The organism is Candidatus Cloacimonas sp. (assembly GCA_039680785.1).
In the GTDB taxonomy this organism is placed as follows: domain Bacteria; phylum Cloacimonadota; class Cloacimonadia; order Cloacimonadales; family Cloacimonadaceae; genus Cloacimonas.
In genome coordinates, this window is the sequence record JBDKSF010000014.1 from 1 (window position 1) to 18430 (window position 18430).

Genomic DNA, 18430 nt, shown 5'->3' on the forward strand with positions numbered 1-18430 from the left:
CCTGATAGTAAACCCTTTATAGGAAAGTTCAATTACTCCCTGGCTCTTAAAATATTCCCACTTTTGCAATTCCTGGCGTAATTTATCTTCTTCACTTATTCGTTTGGGTCCTGCGCAGGCAGTAACAAGTATAGCTACAATCGTAAATAGGGCAAGAACTATTTTTTTCATTGCTAACCTCGTGGTTATGGCATTAGAAGAAACACTACTTATCCGGCTTTGGGTTTTCTTTATGACGGGTTGTGATTTTGTAAAATCCCAAAACAGATAGGATTATCATTATTAAGCTTAAGAATTGTCCAATGCTCATAAAACCGAAAATAAAACCGAACTGTGTGTAAAAATCAATCTCATCCGGCTCTCGCACAAATTCTATCAGAAACCTGAAAATACCATATAAACCAATAAAACTCCAGAATACAAGTCCATCCTTTTTCAACTTTTTTAACAGATAAAATGTGATTACAAACATTACTATCCCTTCCAGAAAGAGTTCATAAAGCTGAGAAGGATGGCGGGGAACTCCATCTGAGCCAGGGAAAATCATTCCCCAAGGTAAAGCTGTCGGTTTACCCCATAATTCGCCATTGATAAAATTTCCGAGGCGTCCCAGTCCCAAACCGATAGCTACTATTGGAATTGCCGCATCAGCCATGGCATAAAAATTCAGCTTATGCCGATGACAATATATCCACCCGGCAATTATTACTCCCAAGGCACCTCCGTGAAAGCTCATTCCTCCTTCCCAAACAGCAAAAACCATCATCGGATGAGCGATATAATAGGGCAAGTTATAAAAAAGAATATAACCAATACGACCACCTAATATAACACCTAACATCAGATAAAAAATGATGGATTCATAGTGTTCTTTGGAGAGCTTGATATTGCGCAATTTCAGAAACGGTTTGTATAAGACGAAGGTTAAAATGAAGCTTAAAACATAGAATAAGCCATACCAACGAATATGCAGATTTAAACTGCCTATGCTAAAGCTAACGATATCGGGATTTATTTGGGGGAAAGTAATCATCTGTGTGTAAGTTCAGAAAGGCGTTGAGCGATTAATTCCACTGCCTCGTCACCACTGCCTTCAAACTTTTCCACTTGTTTTAAGTGCTGAGGGGAAAATATATTTAACACTTGGGTAGGAGAACCATTTAAACCGGTTTGTTTATCATCCAGTCCCAAATCATCACAATTCCAAACAGTTAGTGGAACTGTTTTAGCATTCTTCTTGCCCCGTAAGGAAGGTAAGCGAGGAACATTGATTTCTTTCACTACGGAAATAACTGCCGGAAGTTGCATTTCCACACGGTCAAAGCCATCTTCCAGCAAGCGTTCCACTACCATCGAGTTTTCCCCAAAAGATTCAATTTTACGCACAAAACAGGTCTGCGGGATATTTAAATGGGAAGCAATGCCTGGTCCAACCTGTCCCGTATCTCCGTCAATTGCCTGTTGGCCTGTTAGAATAAGAGTATAATCTCCAATTTTCTTGATCGCTGCGGCTAAAGTTAAACTTGTGGCATAAGTATCGGCTCCGGCAAAACGCCTGTCTGACAGCAAGATAATATTATCCACGCCCAAGGAAACCGCTTCTCGCAAAGTTACTTCACATTGATTTGGTCCCATACTTATAGCAGTGACAGTTCCGCCATTTTTTTCTTTCAAACGCACTGCTTCTTCAATTGCATAAGCGTCAAAAGGATTTAAGATACTCTCTACCCCTTCCCTGATCAAAGTATTGGTTTTGGGGTCAATTCGGATCTCAGTTGTTCCTGGAACTTGTTTAATACAAACAATATAGTGCATTTTTTACATCCTTCAACCGCAATAAAAGCTGGTTATGGTCTCACAGACATATTGTTTTTGCTCATTTGTGAGCTCAGGGTAAATCGGGATGGAAAGAACTTTTTGGGCTAATTCTTCCGCGACGGGCAAATCTCCTTTCTGATAACCCAAAGAGCTAAAACATTCCTGTAAATGTAAAGGTAGAGGATAATAAACGGCACAACCAATGCCTTTTCCTTGCAGATATGCCATCAGTTCATCTCTCTGTTCACAAACAAGAGTATATTGATTGTAGATGCTAACTGCTCTTGAGTCAATGGAAGGTATTCTGATGCCGGGAATGTTTTTTAGGTGAGCATTATAGTAATCTGCATTGGTGCGTCTGCCTTCACTCCATACTTCCAGATAGTTTAGCTTTACACTTAAGATAGCTGCCTGTAAAGTGTCTAAACGGCTGTTCAAACCAACCCATTTATGAAAGTATTTGGGATTTTCGCCATGCACTCTTAATTGACGCAATTTGGCAGCCAAATCATCATTATTGGTTAAACACATTCCTGCATCGCCCATTGCGCCTAAATTCTTGGAAGGGAAAAAGGATAAAGTTCCAATATCGCCAAAAGAGCAGCTCATTTTTCCATTCCAAGAGGAACCAATACCCTGGGCATTATCTTCAATCACTTTTAAATTATATTTAGCAGCAATTGCCATTATGGAATCCATATCGGCACACTGTCCAAATAGATGAACAGGTAAAATTGCTTTAGTATTTTCCGTTATCGCTGCCTCAATTTTATCAGGATCAAGATTGAAAGTTAAAGGGTCTATATCTACAAAAACAGGTCTGGCATTATTACGCCAAATGGATGAAGCAGTGGCAAAAAAACTGAAAGGAGTGGTGATAACTTCATCACCCTGTCCAATTTCCAACGCTTTTATCGCTAAAACCAGAGCATCCGTTCCGGAAGCACAACCGATTGCATTTTTAATTCCTAAGTATTTAGCCATTTTGTCTTCAAATAATTTTACTTGAGGTCCCATAATATACTGATGTTCAGTAATCACATTATCCAGTGCTTCTTTTATTTCTCCTATTATAGGTGCATATTGAGCTTTCAGATCCAGCATTGGCACATTCATTTCTTTTTATCTCCTTTAATTTGTAGTAAGGGCTCTAATACCAAGTATAATGGTAACGACGGAAGAAGTGAGCGTAACGATATCTTTTACATCAGTCCAAGTGGAACGATCTGATTGAGCAGGCACAAAAACAGTATCTCCCGGTTTGATGTATAATTCTTTATTCGGCTTAACCCAATTTCCACTTGTGCCGCGAATAATTCTATCTTTACCAGAACTTCTGTTATTAGTGTATCCACCTGCTGCCTGAATATAATACTTCCAGTCCTTACCTTCCATCCAAGGAATCATTCCAGGATTTTTAACTTGACCGCTAACCCAGACCATATCAATTTTTTCGGGAATGTAAATAATATCTCCATTGTATAAAACAGGATTTGCTTCTTTGCCTTCACTGTTCATCATTTTTACTGGGTCTATACTATATTTTCCTTTCAGTTGTAATAAATTAGTTCTTAGATAGGAATATTCGAGGGGGGTCATATCTCCCATACTTCTATTTAGTAACATTTCGAAATATGGATCAGGATCGGCATTTACATTTTCGTTATAATAGACCATTGTTTTAACATCGCCGCGCTTGGTCAATCCACCTGCCTGTTGCAAAACTTCATAGAGAGTTGTATTGGCATCAATAACATATTCACCGGGATTTTTTACCTGACCGAATATCTTAATTCTTTGTCGGGTTCTTATTTCTGAATCACAGGATATGATAAGGCGATCGTCAGCTTTGAGCGGAAAGTTTAGCAAGGAAGGGTTATTTTTTAAATCATAGTTTAAGACATCATAATCAATGCGGTTTTCTTTATAGCGGTAGAGCTGAATTTTGGCAATATCGGCATCAAAAGTAAAGCCCAAAGATAGTTCTACTATGGTGCCAAGTTTATCGCCCTCCACAAATTCCAGTTCACCGGGCAGGTTAATTCCCCCCTCAATGGAAATAAAATTTTGGATGGCAGGAACAAAGACCAAATCGCCATCTTTTAGAAATGGATTATTACTAAGATCACCCAGACGATAAAATTTTAGCAGATCATAGGTCTCCGTTTTACCGTTACGGGTTATTTTGATACTGCGTAAACCCTGATTTTGAGCATAGTCCTTGCTTTTTTCTTTTTCAGGATTGGGAGGGCTTAATTGTTCAGCCGGCTTGGGGGTTTCTTCAAGAACTGGCTGTTCTATCTTCATAGCTTCTATTACAGCATTTCTATTAAGAGCAAGAAGATCAGAAAGTCGATTCAGAGGAGTTAGTTGATATACGCCAGGATTTTCTACATAACCGGTCAAACTGACGGAAATATATATTTGTTGCTGCTCTGGAGCAGGTTCAATAGCAAACAATAGGCAAAAAGTAAGGGACAGGATCAGCAGAAGTTTAATTTTCATAATATTCTATCATTCGGGTGATGATGTCATCCAATTTCAGTTTAGGTTCCCAACCGATAAAATCTTTAATTTTAGATAAATCAGGTTCCCTATGCATCATATCTTCAAAACCCTCTTCAAAAGCATCCGCATAACTCATATATTCAATCCGGGATTTACTATGGCACATATCCTTAACTTTCTTAGCCAGATCAGTTATAGAGATGGATTCGGTTGTTCCCACATTAAAAATCTCTCCGGCGCATTCAGTTGTATTCATCAGTTTGGTAAATGCATCTATCACATCAGATACATCTGCAAAACAACGAGTTTGTTCTCCTGTTCCGTAAATCACGAGGGGCTGATTTAACAGCGCAGCTTTTATAAATTTGGGTAACACCATTCCATATTGTCCAGTTTGGCGCGGACCTACCGTATTAAAACAACGGACAATAACTACGGGTAATTTTTTTTCGCGATAGAATGCCAGAGCTAAAAATTCATCTATTGCCTTACTACAACCGTAACCCCACCTGCTTATATGAGTGGAGCCCAATAAACGATCATCTGTTTCCGCAAAGGGAACTTGCTCACTTTTACCATAAATTTCACTGGTAGAAGCGATCAACGCTTTGGCTTTATATTTGTTACAAAGTTCTAATACATTATCCGTTCCCATTATATTGGTTTTCAGTGATAGTAGCGGATTTTCAATTATGTATTTCACTCCCACCGCTGCCGCTAAGTGATAGACCTGATCTACATTACTTATTAGTTTCTCCAATAGCTCGCGATTCAATACACTGCCTATCGTTAAATGAAATTTTGGTTTATCCTTAAAGGACTCAATATTTTCCAGACGACCTGTAGATAGGTTGTCAATAACAAAAACCTCGTTGCCCTCATCCAATAGCTTTTCTGCCAAATGTGAGCCGATAAAACCGGACCCACCTGTTACCAGAACTCTCATATATTCTCCATATTATATTATAAGCATATTTTATGTGATTATCAAACGATTAGGTATAATGATTTGATAGTTGGTATTTTGTCAATGAGAAAGTAGGTTCAGAACTCCCATTAAAATAAATTGGGGTATTACAAGTTACTGATATTCAACTCGTTTTTCCGTTGGACTCGTGTTTTGTTTGGTTTTTGAAGCTAAACCGATTCTTCTTGAGTGTGCAACGAGATTAAGAGGTAACAAGAAATTTTATTCGTTGTCTGATACTTTCAAAGCGTGTAGTTTTTGACTCTAAACCGATTCTTCCTGTTATTGCAACTATATGCAGAGGTAACAAAATATATTGTTTATTGCCTTCAACTGCCAAAGCTGAAGCTCGGTTTAGAGTTAAAAAAATCTTGCAGTAGCTCATCCGCCAGCGATCTCTTTTCTTGTTTTAACTCACAATTTTGAGGTTGGGAGACAAGTTATAGCTCGGTTGTCAGTGTTTACAATTTGCGAGAGGTGGTTACAGAGATGGTAGTGGCAAAATTGTAAGTCAAAACAAGCATCGTGTGTCTTTGACTCTAAACCGATTCTTGTTGTGATTGCAACGAGATTAAGAGGTAACAAGAAATTTTATTCGTTGTCTGATACTTTTAAAGCTGAAGCTCGGTTTAGAGTTAAAAAAAAGTTGAATTAGCTCAATTGCCAGCGATCTCTTTTCTTGTTTTAACTCACAATTTTGAAGTTGGGAAACCAATTATAGCTCATCTGTCAGTGTTTATAATTTGCGAGAGGTGGTTACAGAGATGGCAATGGCAAAATTGTAAGTCAAAACAAGCATCGGCTTAGAGAAAAAAAACATAAGTATTTATTCCTATAGTCCAAACTGCATAGCGGAAGCAAGTTCCACTTTTCTCACTCACTTCCAAGCGTCAATCAAGTGTTAATCAACCCTTAATCAAGCGTTAATTGTTAACGCTTGATTAAGGGATGTTAAACGCTAAATAAATACCTTCCAGCAAGTAAGGGAAAAAACAAAAATAGGGGGATTATATTAGGTAAGTGATTATCAAATTAGAAGAATGTAGCACTACCAAAGGTATTTAGTGTCTCCTGATTTTAGTGTTCGACAAGAAAATATTTGTTTCTGCGCCTGAGATTATCTTCCTGTTTCACCTTATTCTTTTACGGCTTTCTCCAGATTCATACTTACTTCATATCTTCAGGAAAATCGCAATTCCACAGCTCTTTACCTGCCACCATTGTTTTTGACACCTGCCAAGCATCGGGGCAAAAAACAATGTGAGAAGGGACATCAGCTATGGGAAAATCATTTTCCTTAGGCCTTAAAAAGACGATATCTGCCTCTTTACCTGTTTCCAAAGACCCAATCTGGCTATCCATACCCAGTAATTTTGCGTTTCCTAATGTTATATGGTAGAGGGCTTTAGCAGGAAAAACCGGATAATGGCTTTGACGGTAATTCATCATTTTAGCGTGAAAAAGCATATTTAATGTGGTTCCAGCTCCTACATCGCTGCCCAACCCATATTCTATTTCCGCTTCTTCAATTTTAGCTAAGGGAAATTCTCCGCTTTTCAGGAAAAAATTGGAATCAGGGCAGTGAGCAATTTTGCATTTATTGGCGGATAAGATTTGCAATTCATTATCCTGTAAATGAATGCAATGCGCTAAAAGGGACTGTTCGGTCAGTAAACCCGATTGTTCATAAACTTCCGCATAACTGGATAAACCAAAGATATCTTTCACTAACTTCAGTTCATCTTTATTTTCCGAAAGATGGGTTTGAATCCAGGCATTATGTTCTTTAGCAAATCTTCCTACCCCGCTCATCAACTCTATTGAGCAAGTGGGGGCAAAACGAGGTGTAAAAATATATTCCAGTTTGGGGTTTTTAAGGTGCCATTTTTCGTAGAGGAGAATACTTTCTTCCAGTGCTTTAAAGCCATCCTGTTTAAGGGAATCGGGGCAATTCATATCCATCAAAGTCATACCGATAAATGCGCGTATGCCAATTAGTTCTGCAATTTCAAAAGCGATATTGCAGGCATTAGAAAAAGGTGCAGTATAAATAATGGCGGTGGTTGTCCCTCCGCGTAATAAGGCAGAAAAGAACTCTCTGCTTAATTTTTCAGCGTAGAAATTATCTTGGGAGCGAGCTTCTTCAGGGAAAACATATTTATGCAGCCAAGGAAGAAGTGCCGGTTCAAAAAGTCCCCTGATGCGATATTGACTTAAATGCGTATGTAAATCGATAAATCCAGGCAAAGCATATTCATTTTGCCTGTTTTCATCTATTTTTCCTGTAAAGTTCTGTTTAGGAGTGATGGCGGAAATAATGCTGTCGGTAATGCTGATAACTTGTTCCGGCAGAAACAGTATTTCTTCGCGGGAGATGGGATTGATGATGTTAGTAAGAATATTTGGCATAGGTTATACTTTTTTGATGGCGATTACTTTGGCTCTATTTATCCCAAAATGCAGTTCCGGGGCATTTTGAGAGCCGGTTCCTTTGGCACTGCAAAGTTCGCGGATAAGTTTCTTTTGCTTATGGAAAGGTCTTTTAAGCGTTATTTCCACTCTCGTTCCAAAAGCAGGACTATTGGGAACTATGGCAAAATTTTTCACTTGGCTTTCCAATTCAATATTTTCATTTTTCCAAACGGGCTTAACATAAAGAGCTTTATTTTTAGTAAGCGTCTTATTATGTAATATTTTAGCTCCAGTTCCGCTACCGGCAACAAGATCGGGCAAACCGTCGCGATCTAAATCTCCAGTGGCATTTCCCCAACCATTATAAACTCTGGCTCCAGCCAGCCAAGTAACATCTTCAAAAGTTCCATCACCTTTATTATGATATAAATAGCTACGCTCGTTGTCGTAAACCGAAGTGATAAATAAATCCAAATAACCATCATTATCAGCGTCAAAAAAGAGAGGATCACTGTGCAATTCATCGTAAGTTATTCCTGCTTGTTTGGTTACATCGGTAAACAGCCAGTAGTAAATAGTGTCATTTTCCACTACTCTATAGGTTAATCCGTCATTTCTAAGCAGCATACTGATATCCGAAATATCGATATATCTGGGGTGAGCTAAATTAGCCACAAACAAATCCAAGTCGCCATCATTGTCATAATCGCCCCAATCGGCTCCGATGCTATGTCCATAATAACCGTTTTTGTAAGTTCCAGCCAAGCCATAAAGTGCCGCTACATCTACAAAGAGAGTATCTTGCTGTTTCCAACAGAAGTTTCTATTTAAACGATAGTTGGTCACATAAATTTCCTGCTTGCCATCATTGTCAAAATCAGCGGGGGCTACTCCTCTTCCGGATAAACCCGGTTTATCAGTGTAATAGGGTTCCCGAAAGCCGTACTCATAGCTTTTATCATTAAAGTAGCCATTCTTGTTATCCCAAAAAATATCAGGATAACCGCTTCTTTTTTGCCAAATTTCATAATTGGCTGCATAAAGCGAAGGGTAACCTGTTTGGTTATTATCAATCCAGGCGACGGCTTCGGTAGGATAGGTATCATCAATGTCTCCGGCGCGATCATTGACATTAACAAAGCGAGTGTTATCCATATTTTTCATTAATTGGTCACCTTGACCATCGGAAGAATGGCTATAGGAAACAAAATCCAATAAGCCGTCTTTGTTAAAATCAGCAAAAATGCCTCCGCTGCCGTTCAAATCCTTACAGCCAGCACTATCCGTAACTTCTGTAAACTGCAATTTGCCTGCGTTTTTATATAGGTATTTACCATTAAAGAGAAGATCAATTAAACCGTCCGAATTATAGTCAGCTAAAGCAACTCGCGAGTAACCTTTTCCAGCTAAATTGGCATTATCGCTGATATCTTCGAAGCAAATTCCTTTGTATCCGGCGATATTTTGCATCCATTTTAAGGGCTCTTCTTTAATCTTAAGTTCAGTTCGCAATCTATTCATAAAAGCCATTGACTCTTTATCATAACGGTTTCGGGGGGAGCCCAAAATCAAACATTGGGTAAAATGTTCCGCTGCTTTTTGTTTATCATTTTTTTTGCCGGAAAGAAGCAGAACTTTTGCCATCCAGAAATTTTGTTCTGCTTGCTCACCCCGATCGTTATGTGTAAAATGAACTTGGGCGCTTAATTTAAGGAGGTCATCATATTGTTTTTGGCTGTTTTTGCTTAAAATCGGAGTTTCGGTTTCATCGCCAAAAAGACCAAAGGGCTTAATCAATTGGTAATATTGCAGTTTCACCTCTTGCTCCAAAACCCTTGCTTTCCAGTCATCAGCTGAATAAATATCGTATAAAAGTGTTTGTTCACTATCCGAATATGCGTTTGCCAGATATTTTGCGGAAAGCTGTAAAAGGTCTTCCTGCCCCGTAAAGTCCTTTCTAAAAGTGGGAGAAAGCAAAAATAGCGAAGTAATGTAAGCCGAGGTAGGATCTAAATTGGCAAGGGGGGGTAAAGCTTCAATCAGTCCTGTCCAATTTTTGCGGTTGGCAAGATTGTATAGTTTATAGTATAAAGCAATCGAACGATATTGAGAATGAGGATATTTGGTTTCAAATTCTTGCAGTTTTTGAAGGGCGAGAGAATCACTGCGTTCAATACTGATTTCATCAATCAAATCCTTTGCCATTGCTTCAATTATCGTGTTATACTTTTCAGTGGTGGCAATTTTGTCATATAGTTCAGCTTCAGTGCATCTTTTGGTATAATACAGCCAAACATAATGATCCAGAGAGTCAGTTAATGCCTGGGTGATAGAATTCAGGTCAGTATAAAACTGTAATGAATCCACTTCGCTGCTTTCACATAAAAAAAGCCACTGTAAAGCATCTTCCAGAGATTTATAATCTCTTGCCAAGCGTTTATGACATTGTTTGGCAATATCTTGTAAATATGCTCTATGGGCATAATAGAGCACCGTCTTGAGGTCTTCTTCATTACCTTTGGCAATTTTGGACTGAATGGTTTCATAGCTTTTGGCAAGAACCTGAAACTGTTCCTTATCACATAAAAAACGAATCTCTTCATTAGTTATGGCAAAACAACTTAGCGAAACGGTCAAGAGTATGAATAGAGATATATATTTCATTTTTTCCCCTCTAATTGGGCAATTAATTGTTGAATGTCTTCAGCGCTGAAATTATAGTTCTTATTACAATAAAGACATACGGGCTGGATGCCTTCCTGCAAGGTCTGCAGTTCCTCTTTTCCCAAAAGTAACAAGGCCTTGCTGAAAAGTTCATAGCTGCAATTGCAATGGTAGGCAATTTCTTTTTCTTCGTTTATTTGCCACTTTAACCCTTTAAATACAAAACGATCAAGAATATCATTCAGAGTGAGACCCATATCCATTAAATCACTGATATTGGGAGTTCTATCCAAATTTTCTTTAATTTTATCCGCTATTTTTACATCGGCAAAAGGCATCTGCTGAATGATAAAGCCCCCGGAAGCACGCACTTTTGCCTCTTTATCAATTAACACACCTAAATTTACAGCAGTGGGTATCTGTTCTGATTGTTGATAATAGTAGGCAAGGTCTTCGGCAATTTCTCCGGTAATTAGCTCCGTAGTGCTTAAATATGATCTGGCTCCTTTTGTGTCTCTGCTAATGGTTAAAGTCCCTTTTCCGAGTGCTTTGCCGACCAGAAAATTATCTTCTTTGTGGTCATAAAAGAGGTGCGGATTTTTTACATACCCTCTTAAATAACCATTTTGCGTGCAAATAACGATTGCTCCTTCCATATCTCCCAGGGAATCAATCCGAAGAGTAACTTCGCTATCCTCTTCTTTTAAATCCCATGAGAGCATTGCCGAGGCAGAAATCATTCTGCCTAAAAGTAATGTGGATAAAGGAGAAAGATCATTTAAATCACGCGCCGTTTGAACACAATTAGGGCTTTGCACGGCAAAAAACCTAAAACTATCGTTGTGAGCAGTGCCACGCAAAATAAAATCCTTATTCATTTAGCCAGTCCTTATTTAGGGTTGTTCCGGGGTAGTAGAACTGCAAAATTTCTTCGTAATTAAAACCTTCCCTGGCTTTTCTTAAAGCTCCCACTTGACACATTCCAACTCCATGTCCTGCTCCTCTGCCTTTTAAGTTCAGTTCTTTATGAGGATAAATAGTTACGATTCCATCTTCGGTGGCATAAGAACCCTCAATATAAAAGAAAGAAGATAACAAATTTCCGAAAATTTGACGGATTTGATATTCATTATTTAGGGTAACCGTCTCGCTGCCAATAAGTTTTAGCTCTGTTATTCGTCCCGAATTTCCCCTTTTGATAATCTCAATTTTATCAATGTCATTTAGTCCTGCATTATCGGCTAATTGTTTAAGAGATATTGATTTATGCCAAGAGAGTGCCCCCTTTTCCCAAGTAGTCATATTTTCCGTGGGGAGCTTTTCGTTTATCCATTCGCGGGCTTCGGATTCTTTAGTAAGATCATAATTTTCAGCATTATCAATACATATTATGCCATTCAAATGCTCAACCGGTTTTCCTTTCCAAATAATACTGGAGGCATCTGTTTTTCCTCCACAGCAACTGTGATAAGTAGCTTCGGCAAGATTTCCGTTTAAACACAAGACCTCGTAAGCACACTCAGATATTGCCTTCCAAATTTGTTCATTCTGCAAATATTTACCTTTATAAACTTGGCAGTGAGTTGAATTGCACAGATCATACCCATCCGTTTTATGTTTGTTATTTAACAGTAAACTAAGTGCATGAGTTCTGGCAGCAACCGTTTGTGCTTTAAGCGCTTCGAAGGGTGCATTGTCACCAATTTCATTGGGAACAACTCCCGCAAGATATTGTTCCAAAGGGAGAAACTGATTTAAAACAATCTGCCTTTTCACGGTTTTCAAAATAAAATCCCCACTATAGCCAAAACCATCTTCATTAAAGCATAGATCATTTTCCGAATGTATTTTTAAGGGCGTTTCCATATAATAAATGTTACCCTTTGCATCCTGAATTTGCACCGTGGAATTAAGCAGCGGCATTTCTCTGATATATTGAGTGGGGATATTATGTAGAAGAGCATATTGTTGTGCTTCTTCTTCCGTATTAAAGTTTTCCGGCAGAAAATGTTGCAATTCTTTTTTCTTTATTAATCTTCCCTCTTCCCAAACAAAAATGTCCTTTACAACGGCATTTTTTTCTTCTTCTGGTGAAAAAGTAGTATCTAAATAATTTAGAATAGCGTAACGAACCGTTTTGGTAGGATTTACTATGGAAATATAGATATCGGAATTAAAACTGCGAGATATGAGCCCTTCATTTTCAGAAACAATTATGGGTGTAGTAACTTTCGGAAAACTGATATTTAATGAAGGAGAAATAACCAGATTGATTTCCAGATATAATTCTCCGTCCAAAACTTGAGCTCCTGCAAGCAAAGAACCGCAAAGCAAAAGTAATAAGAGCAGAGAGAGAGTTCTCATAATTTTTTTATTTTATTGCACAACCGAACCGGGAATTCCTTCTCCGTCAGGTAAAAGAACTAATAATTTGCCGTTGGCATTGGCAGCCAAAATCATACCTTGGGAGTTTACACCCTTTATTTTCCGGGGTTGTAGATTTGCCAACATCAGCACTGTTTTTCCGATGATATCTTCCGGCGCATAATCAACTGCGATTCCGGCAATTAGTTCCCTTTGTTCCGTCCCTAAATCCACTTGCAATTTTAAGAGTTTATCGGTGGCGGGAACTTTTTCCGCCGCTAAAACTTTCGCTAAACGCAAGTCCAGTTTGGCAAAGTCATCATAGCTGATTAATTCTTTAAGAGGAGCAATTTCACTTTTAGCCACTTCTGCCTTTTTTTCTACAGAATTGGTATTTGGCAGGCAATTTGGAGTTGCCGATTTCTCATTGTCAGTGGTAGCGGACTTATTTTGGGAATGTAATTTGGTCATTTGCGCCTCAATTTCTGAATCTTCAATTTTTCTAAAAAGGGGCTGAACCTCATTTAACTTAATATCTGCCAGCAAATTATAGGCATCTGCAAAACCGAATTTAGCGTTCAAACCCATCATTTGTCTAAGTTTTTGCATAGATTTGGGCAGAATCGGAGAAAAAGCCACGGATATTTTTGCCAGCAAATTGGCGCAAATATAGAGTGTTTCCATAACTGATTGTTTATCTTCTTTCAGCATTGCCCAGGGTTTATTTTCGTCAAAATAGCGGTTGCCAAGGCGGGCTATATCCATTATCAGGCGCGTGTTTTTCTTCACTTGATAGTCCTGATAACTTTCTTCAATTTCTTTTAAAATGGCATCTGCTTCGTCAATTACCACTTTAGCCGATTCACTTAACGCACAAGCAGTTATTTTTCCTGCAAAGTTCTTATTGGCAAAGGCAAAAACTCTATTAGCCAGATTGCCCAGCGTATTATTCAGATCTGTATTTATCTTATTTTGAAAGTCCTTAAAATTAAAATCGGAATCCTGTCTTTCGGGAGCGTTCACTGCCAGATAATAGCGCAAAAATTCACCCTCAAAGTCCTGCAGAAATTCGTCCACCCAAATAGCCCAATTTCTACTGGTAGATATTTTTTCGCCTTCCAGATTCATAAATTCGTTGGCAGGAATGTCATAAGGAAGGCAATATTTCGTATCTTGTCCCATCAGCATTGCAGGCCATATTAGAGAATGGAAAATAATGTTATCCTTTCCAATAAAATGAATTAGCCGTGTTTCTGGGTTCAGCCAATATTCCTTCCATTTATCCGGCTGACCGATTTTTTCCGCCCATTCTATTGTGGATGAAATATAACCGATCGGAGCATCGAACCAAACATACAAGACCTTGCCTTTTGCTTCGGGAAGAGGAACGGGAACTCCCCACATTAAATCTCGCGTAATGGAGCGTTCAATTAAACCCTGCTCCAGCAAACCCAGAATAAAGTTTCGCACATTTTCTTTCCAGTAATCTTTTGTGGCAAGCCATAACCTCAGCTGCTCCCGAAATTTATCCAATTGTATAAACCAGTGTTGGGTCTCTTTAATCACTGGCGTGGAGCCACAAATCTTGCATTTGGGTTCCTGCAAAGTAGTTGTTTCATAAATTTGGCCACATTTATCACATTGATCACCTCTGGCATTACTGGCACCGCAACGAGGACAAATTCCTTCCACATATCTATCCGGTAGAAAGCGTTTATCATTTTCACAATAGAATTGCAGCGTGTTTTTGGGCTTGATATAGCCATTTTTGTGTAGTTGTAAAAAGAAGTCCGCGGCAAGTTTATAGTGAGGTGGACGGGCAGTGCCGCTAAAATTGTCAAATTCAATTCCAGTTCCGTCAAATGCCTCTTTAATACTTTGATGATAACGAGTTACCACATCCTGTGGCGTAATTCCTTCTTTATCAGCAGTTATGGAAATCGGAGTGCCATGTTCATCCGTTCCACAGATATAAATGACATCCTCACCTTCCAAACGCAAAAAGCGAACAAAAATATCTGCTGGCAAATAAGCTCCGGCTAAATGTCCGATATGCAATTTTCCATTGGCGTAGGGTAAAGCGCTGGTAACTATATATTTCATTGTTTGTCCTCGATATAAATTTTGTGCAGGGTTTTTACCGCTGCAGAACAATTTTCTTCCGGTAATAGAAGTTCTATGCTTTGTTCATTGTTAAAACTGCGTAATATATTGAATTCCTTGCTGTTATCCATTACGGATGACCAAAAAGCAGGATCGTGTCCTACACCTAAACCGACGAGATTTACAAAGGCAAAATCGCCTTCTTTTTTGACTGGCTTAATGTTTTGTTCTTGTAGAAAATAGTCAATTTCTGTTATGTATTTGCTTTCTATGAAAAGCTCCACTAAGCCCTCGTTCATAAAACTCTTATATATTTCATAATTCCAATTAGTTAAGGTGTTTAACACTTGGCTGTTGAGCGGTAAAGTGTAGCGCGTTAAATTCTCTTTATGAGCAATGGCAATTACCTTTCTTTCTTCCATTTGTTCTTCCTCATTTTTTCCTGTTTTGTTATCGGTTATCAGTGAGCCCGGGGCAAATGTAAAAGAGGATTTTATCTCCACTTCCACACCATATTTAAGAGCATATTCCACAGCCCGGGGATGTAATACCTTAGAGCCATTGTAACATAGGGTTAGCATCAGTTGTGGGCTTATTTGTTTAAGCAATTTTGGCTGTGTCACAAGTTTCGGATCAGCGGAAAAAATCCCATCCACATCTGTGTAAATTTCACATTTATTTGCCTTTAAATAGCACGCTAAGGCAACTGCAGATGTATCAGAACCACCTCTGCCCAAAGTAGTTATTTCTTTGCTAATGCTAACACCCTGAAAACCTGCCACAATAACAACTTTGCCTTTTTCCAGTTCTTCCTGGATGCGAAAAGCATTTACTTTCAGAATCCGAGCATTGCCATGCTTTTCATCTGTGATAATACCACTTTGAGAACCGGTAAAAGAAATGGAAGGAATTCCTTCTTCCATCAAAGCTAAAGACAATAAACTCATACTTATCCGTTCACCTGCCGTCAATAACATATCCAATTCCCGCCGAGAAGGATGTTGGGAAATTCCATAAGCAAGAGCAAAAAGTTCGTCTGTTGTTTTAGCCATTGCCGAAACAACTAATACCAGACCCTCTCCCTTGTGATATTCACCGGAAAGTTTATGAGCTATGTTGCGGATTAAATCAATGTTAGCAACTGAAGTTCCGCCGAATTTCTTTACTATTATTGCCATATCTTTCTTTTTTGCAGATTTATCATCTTTGTCAAGAAAAAAAGGTTTTTTGAGTGGATAACGCCGTAAATAAAGGTTTTGAGGGTGAAGAATATTTTTTTCCCCGATTCCGGTGAACTCTTTGATAAAGGACGAATTTTCTAACCTATTCTTTGAATTTGCATTATCTTGGCTAACCTTTTGCTATCCTATAGGTTAAATTACCAAAATAATTTTCTCTAAGGCATAATAATGATAAAACCATATTATCTCTTATTTCTGGAAGTTTATTACTTCTTTATCATACCTCAATCAAGCGTTAATAATTAAGGAGTGATTAAGGGATGATAAAGAAGTGATTGACAGTTTCAAGCAAGGAAATATCTTGGCATCAAAATATAGGGAGGTTACAATGAAAGTAACTGTAAAAGATGGAATAAAGGGATTTTCAGGCAAACTGGATGGTGCGATATATTATTATCATCCCCGCTTGAAAAGGACTTTAATGCGGAGAGCTCCTCAAATGCCCATCCAGGAAAAAAACCTGGAATATGCTGCCATAGCCAAACAAATTAAAGATATTAACCCTTCGGAAGCGTATCGTAACGATTTTAAAAATTTCCTGAACCTTTTGAGGGATAAGGATGATAGCGTGCGAGTGCCCTCTTGGTATTCCCTTTTTGTGAAAATGTTGTGGGCAATGCAAGCCAAATATCCCGAACAAGTGAACCTGAAAACTATTACTAAAGAGCAAATTCTGGAACAACAGTTACCCTGCCTTTCGGTAAAAACAGCGGTGGAAGACGGCTTGCTAACGAAAGTTCCTGGTTATCAATATCTAAACAAAGAGATTTGATCCAATTCTTTCATATCTTGCTTCCTTAAAAAAAGGTTTAGAAAGTAGAGCGGGTTCACAATGTTCAATTTGATGTATTAAGTTGAACGAAACAGTTAATGTAATGATTCCATAAGCGTTTTGGATAACAGATAGAGTGGTTTGAGTGATGTTAATAAATTATCACTTGCCAAAATCATAAGCTTGATTATATTAACTTATAGTTAATGAGATAAGGAGGTAATAATGAATGTCGGAGAAAAAATAAAATTGTATAGAAAGCGACTAAACATTTCTGGTAAAGAACTTGCCCAGAAATTGGATGTAACACCTGCTCTTATAACCTATTATGAACAGGGGAAAAGACAAGTTCCTTTGAAAACACTAATGCAAATATCGGAAATTATCAAGGTTCCTCTGGAATACTTTGTTACCGATAAAGAATATATTTCATATTCTGCTTATCGTGGTAAAGGTAGAATAACAAAAGAAGAAAAGGAAGAAGTTGCCTTATTCGAGGAAATAGTAGATAACTATATTAGGATTGCAAAGTTAAACGATTTTGACATCCATTACCAAGGTCCTAATGAATATCGGGGGAAAACTATCTCCGACCAAGAAATTGGCATAATTAAAGCCCAACTGGAGGTTCCGCTTATTGTGCATTATAATAACTTAGTTGAAGCTCTTTGGCTAAAATGGAGAATTGCTGTCTTTGCTCTTCCTTTTAGAAATACAAATTTATCAGCAATCACGATAAGAAGAGATGACATTTATTGTGTTTTTATTAATAAAGGGCACACAATTGAAAGAAACTTTTTTTCTTTAGCTCATGAACTGGGACACATTTTGATGCATCTGGATACGGATGAATTTATTATTTCTCGTCTTGGCTCAAGAGACCCTAAAGAAAAAGAGGCAAATGAATTTGCTTCCAGATTTACTGTCCCGTATGCTTTGCTAATGAATAAGGTAGGGAATAATTCCTTTTCGGAAACAATAACAGCAGATAAAATATGGGAATTGGCAAAGTATTTTAATGTTTCTTATGAATGCATTGTTTATAATCTGGTAAAGGCAAATATATTGAATTACGGCAAAGATGAAATAGCCAGATTGAAAGAACCGATTAAAGAATATGAATATAATATAACTATAGACGATTTCCCAGCTATTTATCGTTTACTGGTCTATCTTACCTGGAGAAAGGGAGAAATATCTATCTCCAAAGCCGGTAATTATCTATTATCCGATATACAAACTGTTAATGATGAATTCGGTAAAATAGGCAAAATTCTGGGTAGGGTCTAAATCTGAAATGATTTTTATTAGACACTGCTACCATTTTAAAAATGTAGTGACAGATAAGTCTTAAAAATTTGTGTAAAATTGGAAACTTCAAACTTAGTAACGCGCGAATAGATTGGATAAAAAAAGATATTGACAAAAAAAGGCAATTTAATAGAATTAATAATAGGTTTCAAGACCATATATAGAGATTAAAAGGAGAGTATATTAAATTGTCCTTAATAAGATGCAAGACAATGAGTTGGAATTTACAAAAACATTTAGAAATCAAATCACTGGCTGGTAGATACACTA

Annotated in this window: 13 protein-coding genes; 2 read left to right on the forward strand and 11 right to left on the reverse strand. The window is 37.9% G+C overall.

Annotation, left to right across the window (positions count from 1 at the left end):
- Positions 1–205 precede the first annotated feature (205 nt).
- The 11 genes from lgt to ABFC98_00600 form a co-directional block, all read right to left on the reverse strand.
- A complete protein-coding gene (gene lgt / locus ABFC98_00550) occupies positions 206–1033 on the reverse strand; it encodes a prolipoprotein diacylglyceryl transferase (GenBank protein MEN6444516.1) in 828 nt (275 codons plus the stop codon).
- Positions 1030–1815 (reverse strand): electron transfer flavoprotein subunit beta/FixA family protein, encoded by a 786-nt coding sequence (locus ABFC98_00555; protein ID MEN6444517.1) that lies wholly within the window; start codon positions 1813–1815, stop codon positions 1030–1032. The genes lgt and ABFC98_00555 overlap by 4 nt, the downstream gene beginning before the upstream one ends.
- 12 nt (positions 1816–1827) lie before the next feature.
- Complete coding sequence (locus ABFC98_00560) at positions 1828–2934, reverse strand: DegT/DnrJ/EryC1/StrS family aminotransferase (protein MEN6444518.1); 1107 nt, start codon at positions 2932–2934, stop codon at positions 1828–1830.
- Positions 2935–2949: 15 nt separating this feature from the next.
- Positions 2950–4323 carry an SLBB domain-containing protein gene (locus ABFC98_00565; GenBank protein ID MEN6444519.1) on the reverse strand — a complete coding sequence of 458 codons (1374 nt, stop codon included), beginning with the start codon at positions 4321–4323 and terminating at the stop codon, positions 2950–2952.
- Entirely contained in the window at positions 4313–5272 is a 960-nt protein-coding gene (locus ABFC98_00570; protein ID MEN6444520.1) for a GDP-mannose 4,6-dehydratase, read from the reverse strand. Before ABFC98_00570 ends, ABFC98_00565 begins: the two co-directional genes overlap by 11 nt.
- Positions 5273–6460: 1188 nt before the next feature.
- On the reverse strand, positions 6461–7702 hold the full coding sequence (locus ABFC98_00575; protein MEN6444521.1) for an amidohydrolase family protein: 1242 nt from the start codon (positions 7700–7702) through the stop codon (positions 6461–6463).
- A 3-nt stretch (positions 7703–7705) separates the two neighbouring features.
- On the reverse strand, positions 7706–10369 hold the full coding sequence (locus ABFC98_00580; protein MEN6444522.1) for a CRTAC1 family protein: 2664 nt from the start codon (positions 10367–10369) through the stop codon (positions 7706–7708).
- Positions 10366–11247, reverse strand: coding sequence for an Hsp33 family molecular chaperone HslO (gene hslO, locus ABFC98_00585; protein MEN6444523.1), 882 nt, complete (start codon positions 11245–11247; stop codon positions 10366–10368). The genes ABFC98_00580 and hslO overlap by 4 nt, the downstream gene beginning before the upstream one ends.
- Positions 11240–12733, reverse strand: coding sequence for a SpoIID/LytB domain-containing protein (locus ABFC98_00590; protein MEN6444524.1), 1494 nt, complete (start codon positions 12731–12733; stop codon positions 11240–11242). The genes hslO and ABFC98_00590 overlap by 8 nt, the downstream gene beginning before the upstream one ends.
- Positions 12734–12745: 12 nt before the next feature.
- Positions 12746–14836, reverse strand: coding sequence for a methionine--tRNA ligase (metG, locus tag ABFC98_00595; protein ID MEN6444525.1), 2091 nt, complete (start codon positions 14834–14836; stop codon positions 12746–12748).
- Positions 14833–16014, reverse strand: a complete 1182-nt coding sequence (locus ABFC98_00600; GenBank protein ID MEN6444526.1) for an aspartate kinase — start codon at positions 16012–16014, stop codon at positions 14833–14835. The genes metG and ABFC98_00600 overlap by 4 nt, the downstream gene beginning before the upstream one ends.
- Positions 16015–16405: 391 nt before the next feature.
- Here ABFC98_00600 and ABFC98_00605 point away from each other — a divergent pair, with 391 nt between their 5' ends.
- A complete protein-coding gene (locus tag ABFC98_00605) occupies positions 16406–16849 on the forward strand; it encodes a hypothetical protein (GenBank protein ID MEN6444527.1) in 444 nt (147 codons plus the stop codon).
- 225 nt (positions 16850–17074) lie between these two features.
- A complete protein-coding gene (locus ABFC98_00610) occupies positions 17075–18139 on the forward strand; it encodes an XRE family transcriptional regulator (protein ID MEN6444528.1) in 1065 nt (354 codons plus the stop codon).
- Positions 18140–18430: the final 291 nt, after the last annotated feature.

Coding starts and splice junctions, on each gene's coding strand:
- lgt (MEN6444516.1), bottom strand. CDS start 1,033: ATGATTACTTTCCCCCAAATAAATCCCGATATCGTTAGCTTTAGCATA.
- ABFC98_00605 (MEN6444527.1), top strand. CDS start 16,406: ATGAAAGTAACTGTAAAAGATGGAATAAAGGGATTTTCAGGCAAACTG.
- ABFC98_00560 (MEN6444518.1), bottom strand. CDS start 2,934: ATGAATGTGCCAATGCTGGATCTGAAAGCTCAATATGCACCTATAATA.
- ABFC98_00580 (MEN6444522.1), bottom strand. CDS start 10,369: ATGAAATATATATCTCTATTCATACTCTTGACCGTTTCGCTAAGTTGT.
- hslO (MEN6444523.1), bottom strand. CDS start 11,247: ATGAATAAGGATTTTATTTTGCGTGGCACTGCTCACAACGATAGTTTT.
- ABFC98_00590 (MEN6444524.1), bottom strand. CDS start 12,733: ATGAGAACTCTCTCTCTGCTCTTATTACTTTTGCTTTGCGGTTCTTTG.
- ABFC98_00570 (MEN6444520.1), bottom strand. CDS start 5,272: ATGAGAGTTCTGGTAACAGGTGGGTCCGGTTTTATCGGCTCACATTTG.
- ABFC98_00575 (MEN6444521.1), bottom strand. CDS start 7,702: ATGCCAAATATTCTTACTAACATCATCAATCCCATCTCCCGCGAAGAA.
- ABFC98_00600 (MEN6444526.1), bottom strand. CDS start 16,014: ATGGCAATAATAGTAAAGAAATTCGGCGGAACTTCAGTTGCTAACATT.
- ABFC98_00555 (MEN6444517.1), bottom strand. CDS start 1,815: ATGCACTATATTGTTTGTATTAAACAAGTTCCAGGAACAACTGAGATC.
- ABFC98_00610 (MEN6444528.1), top strand. CDS start 17,075: ATGAATGTCGGAGAAAAAATAAAATTGTATAGAAAGCGACTAAACATT.
- ABFC98_00565 (MEN6444519.1), bottom strand. CDS start 4,323: ATGAAAATTAAACTTCTGCTGATCCTGTCCCTTACTTTTTGCCTATTG.
- metG (MEN6444525.1), bottom strand. CDS start 14,836: ATGAAATATATAGTTACCAGCGCTTTACCCTACGCCAATGGAAAATTG.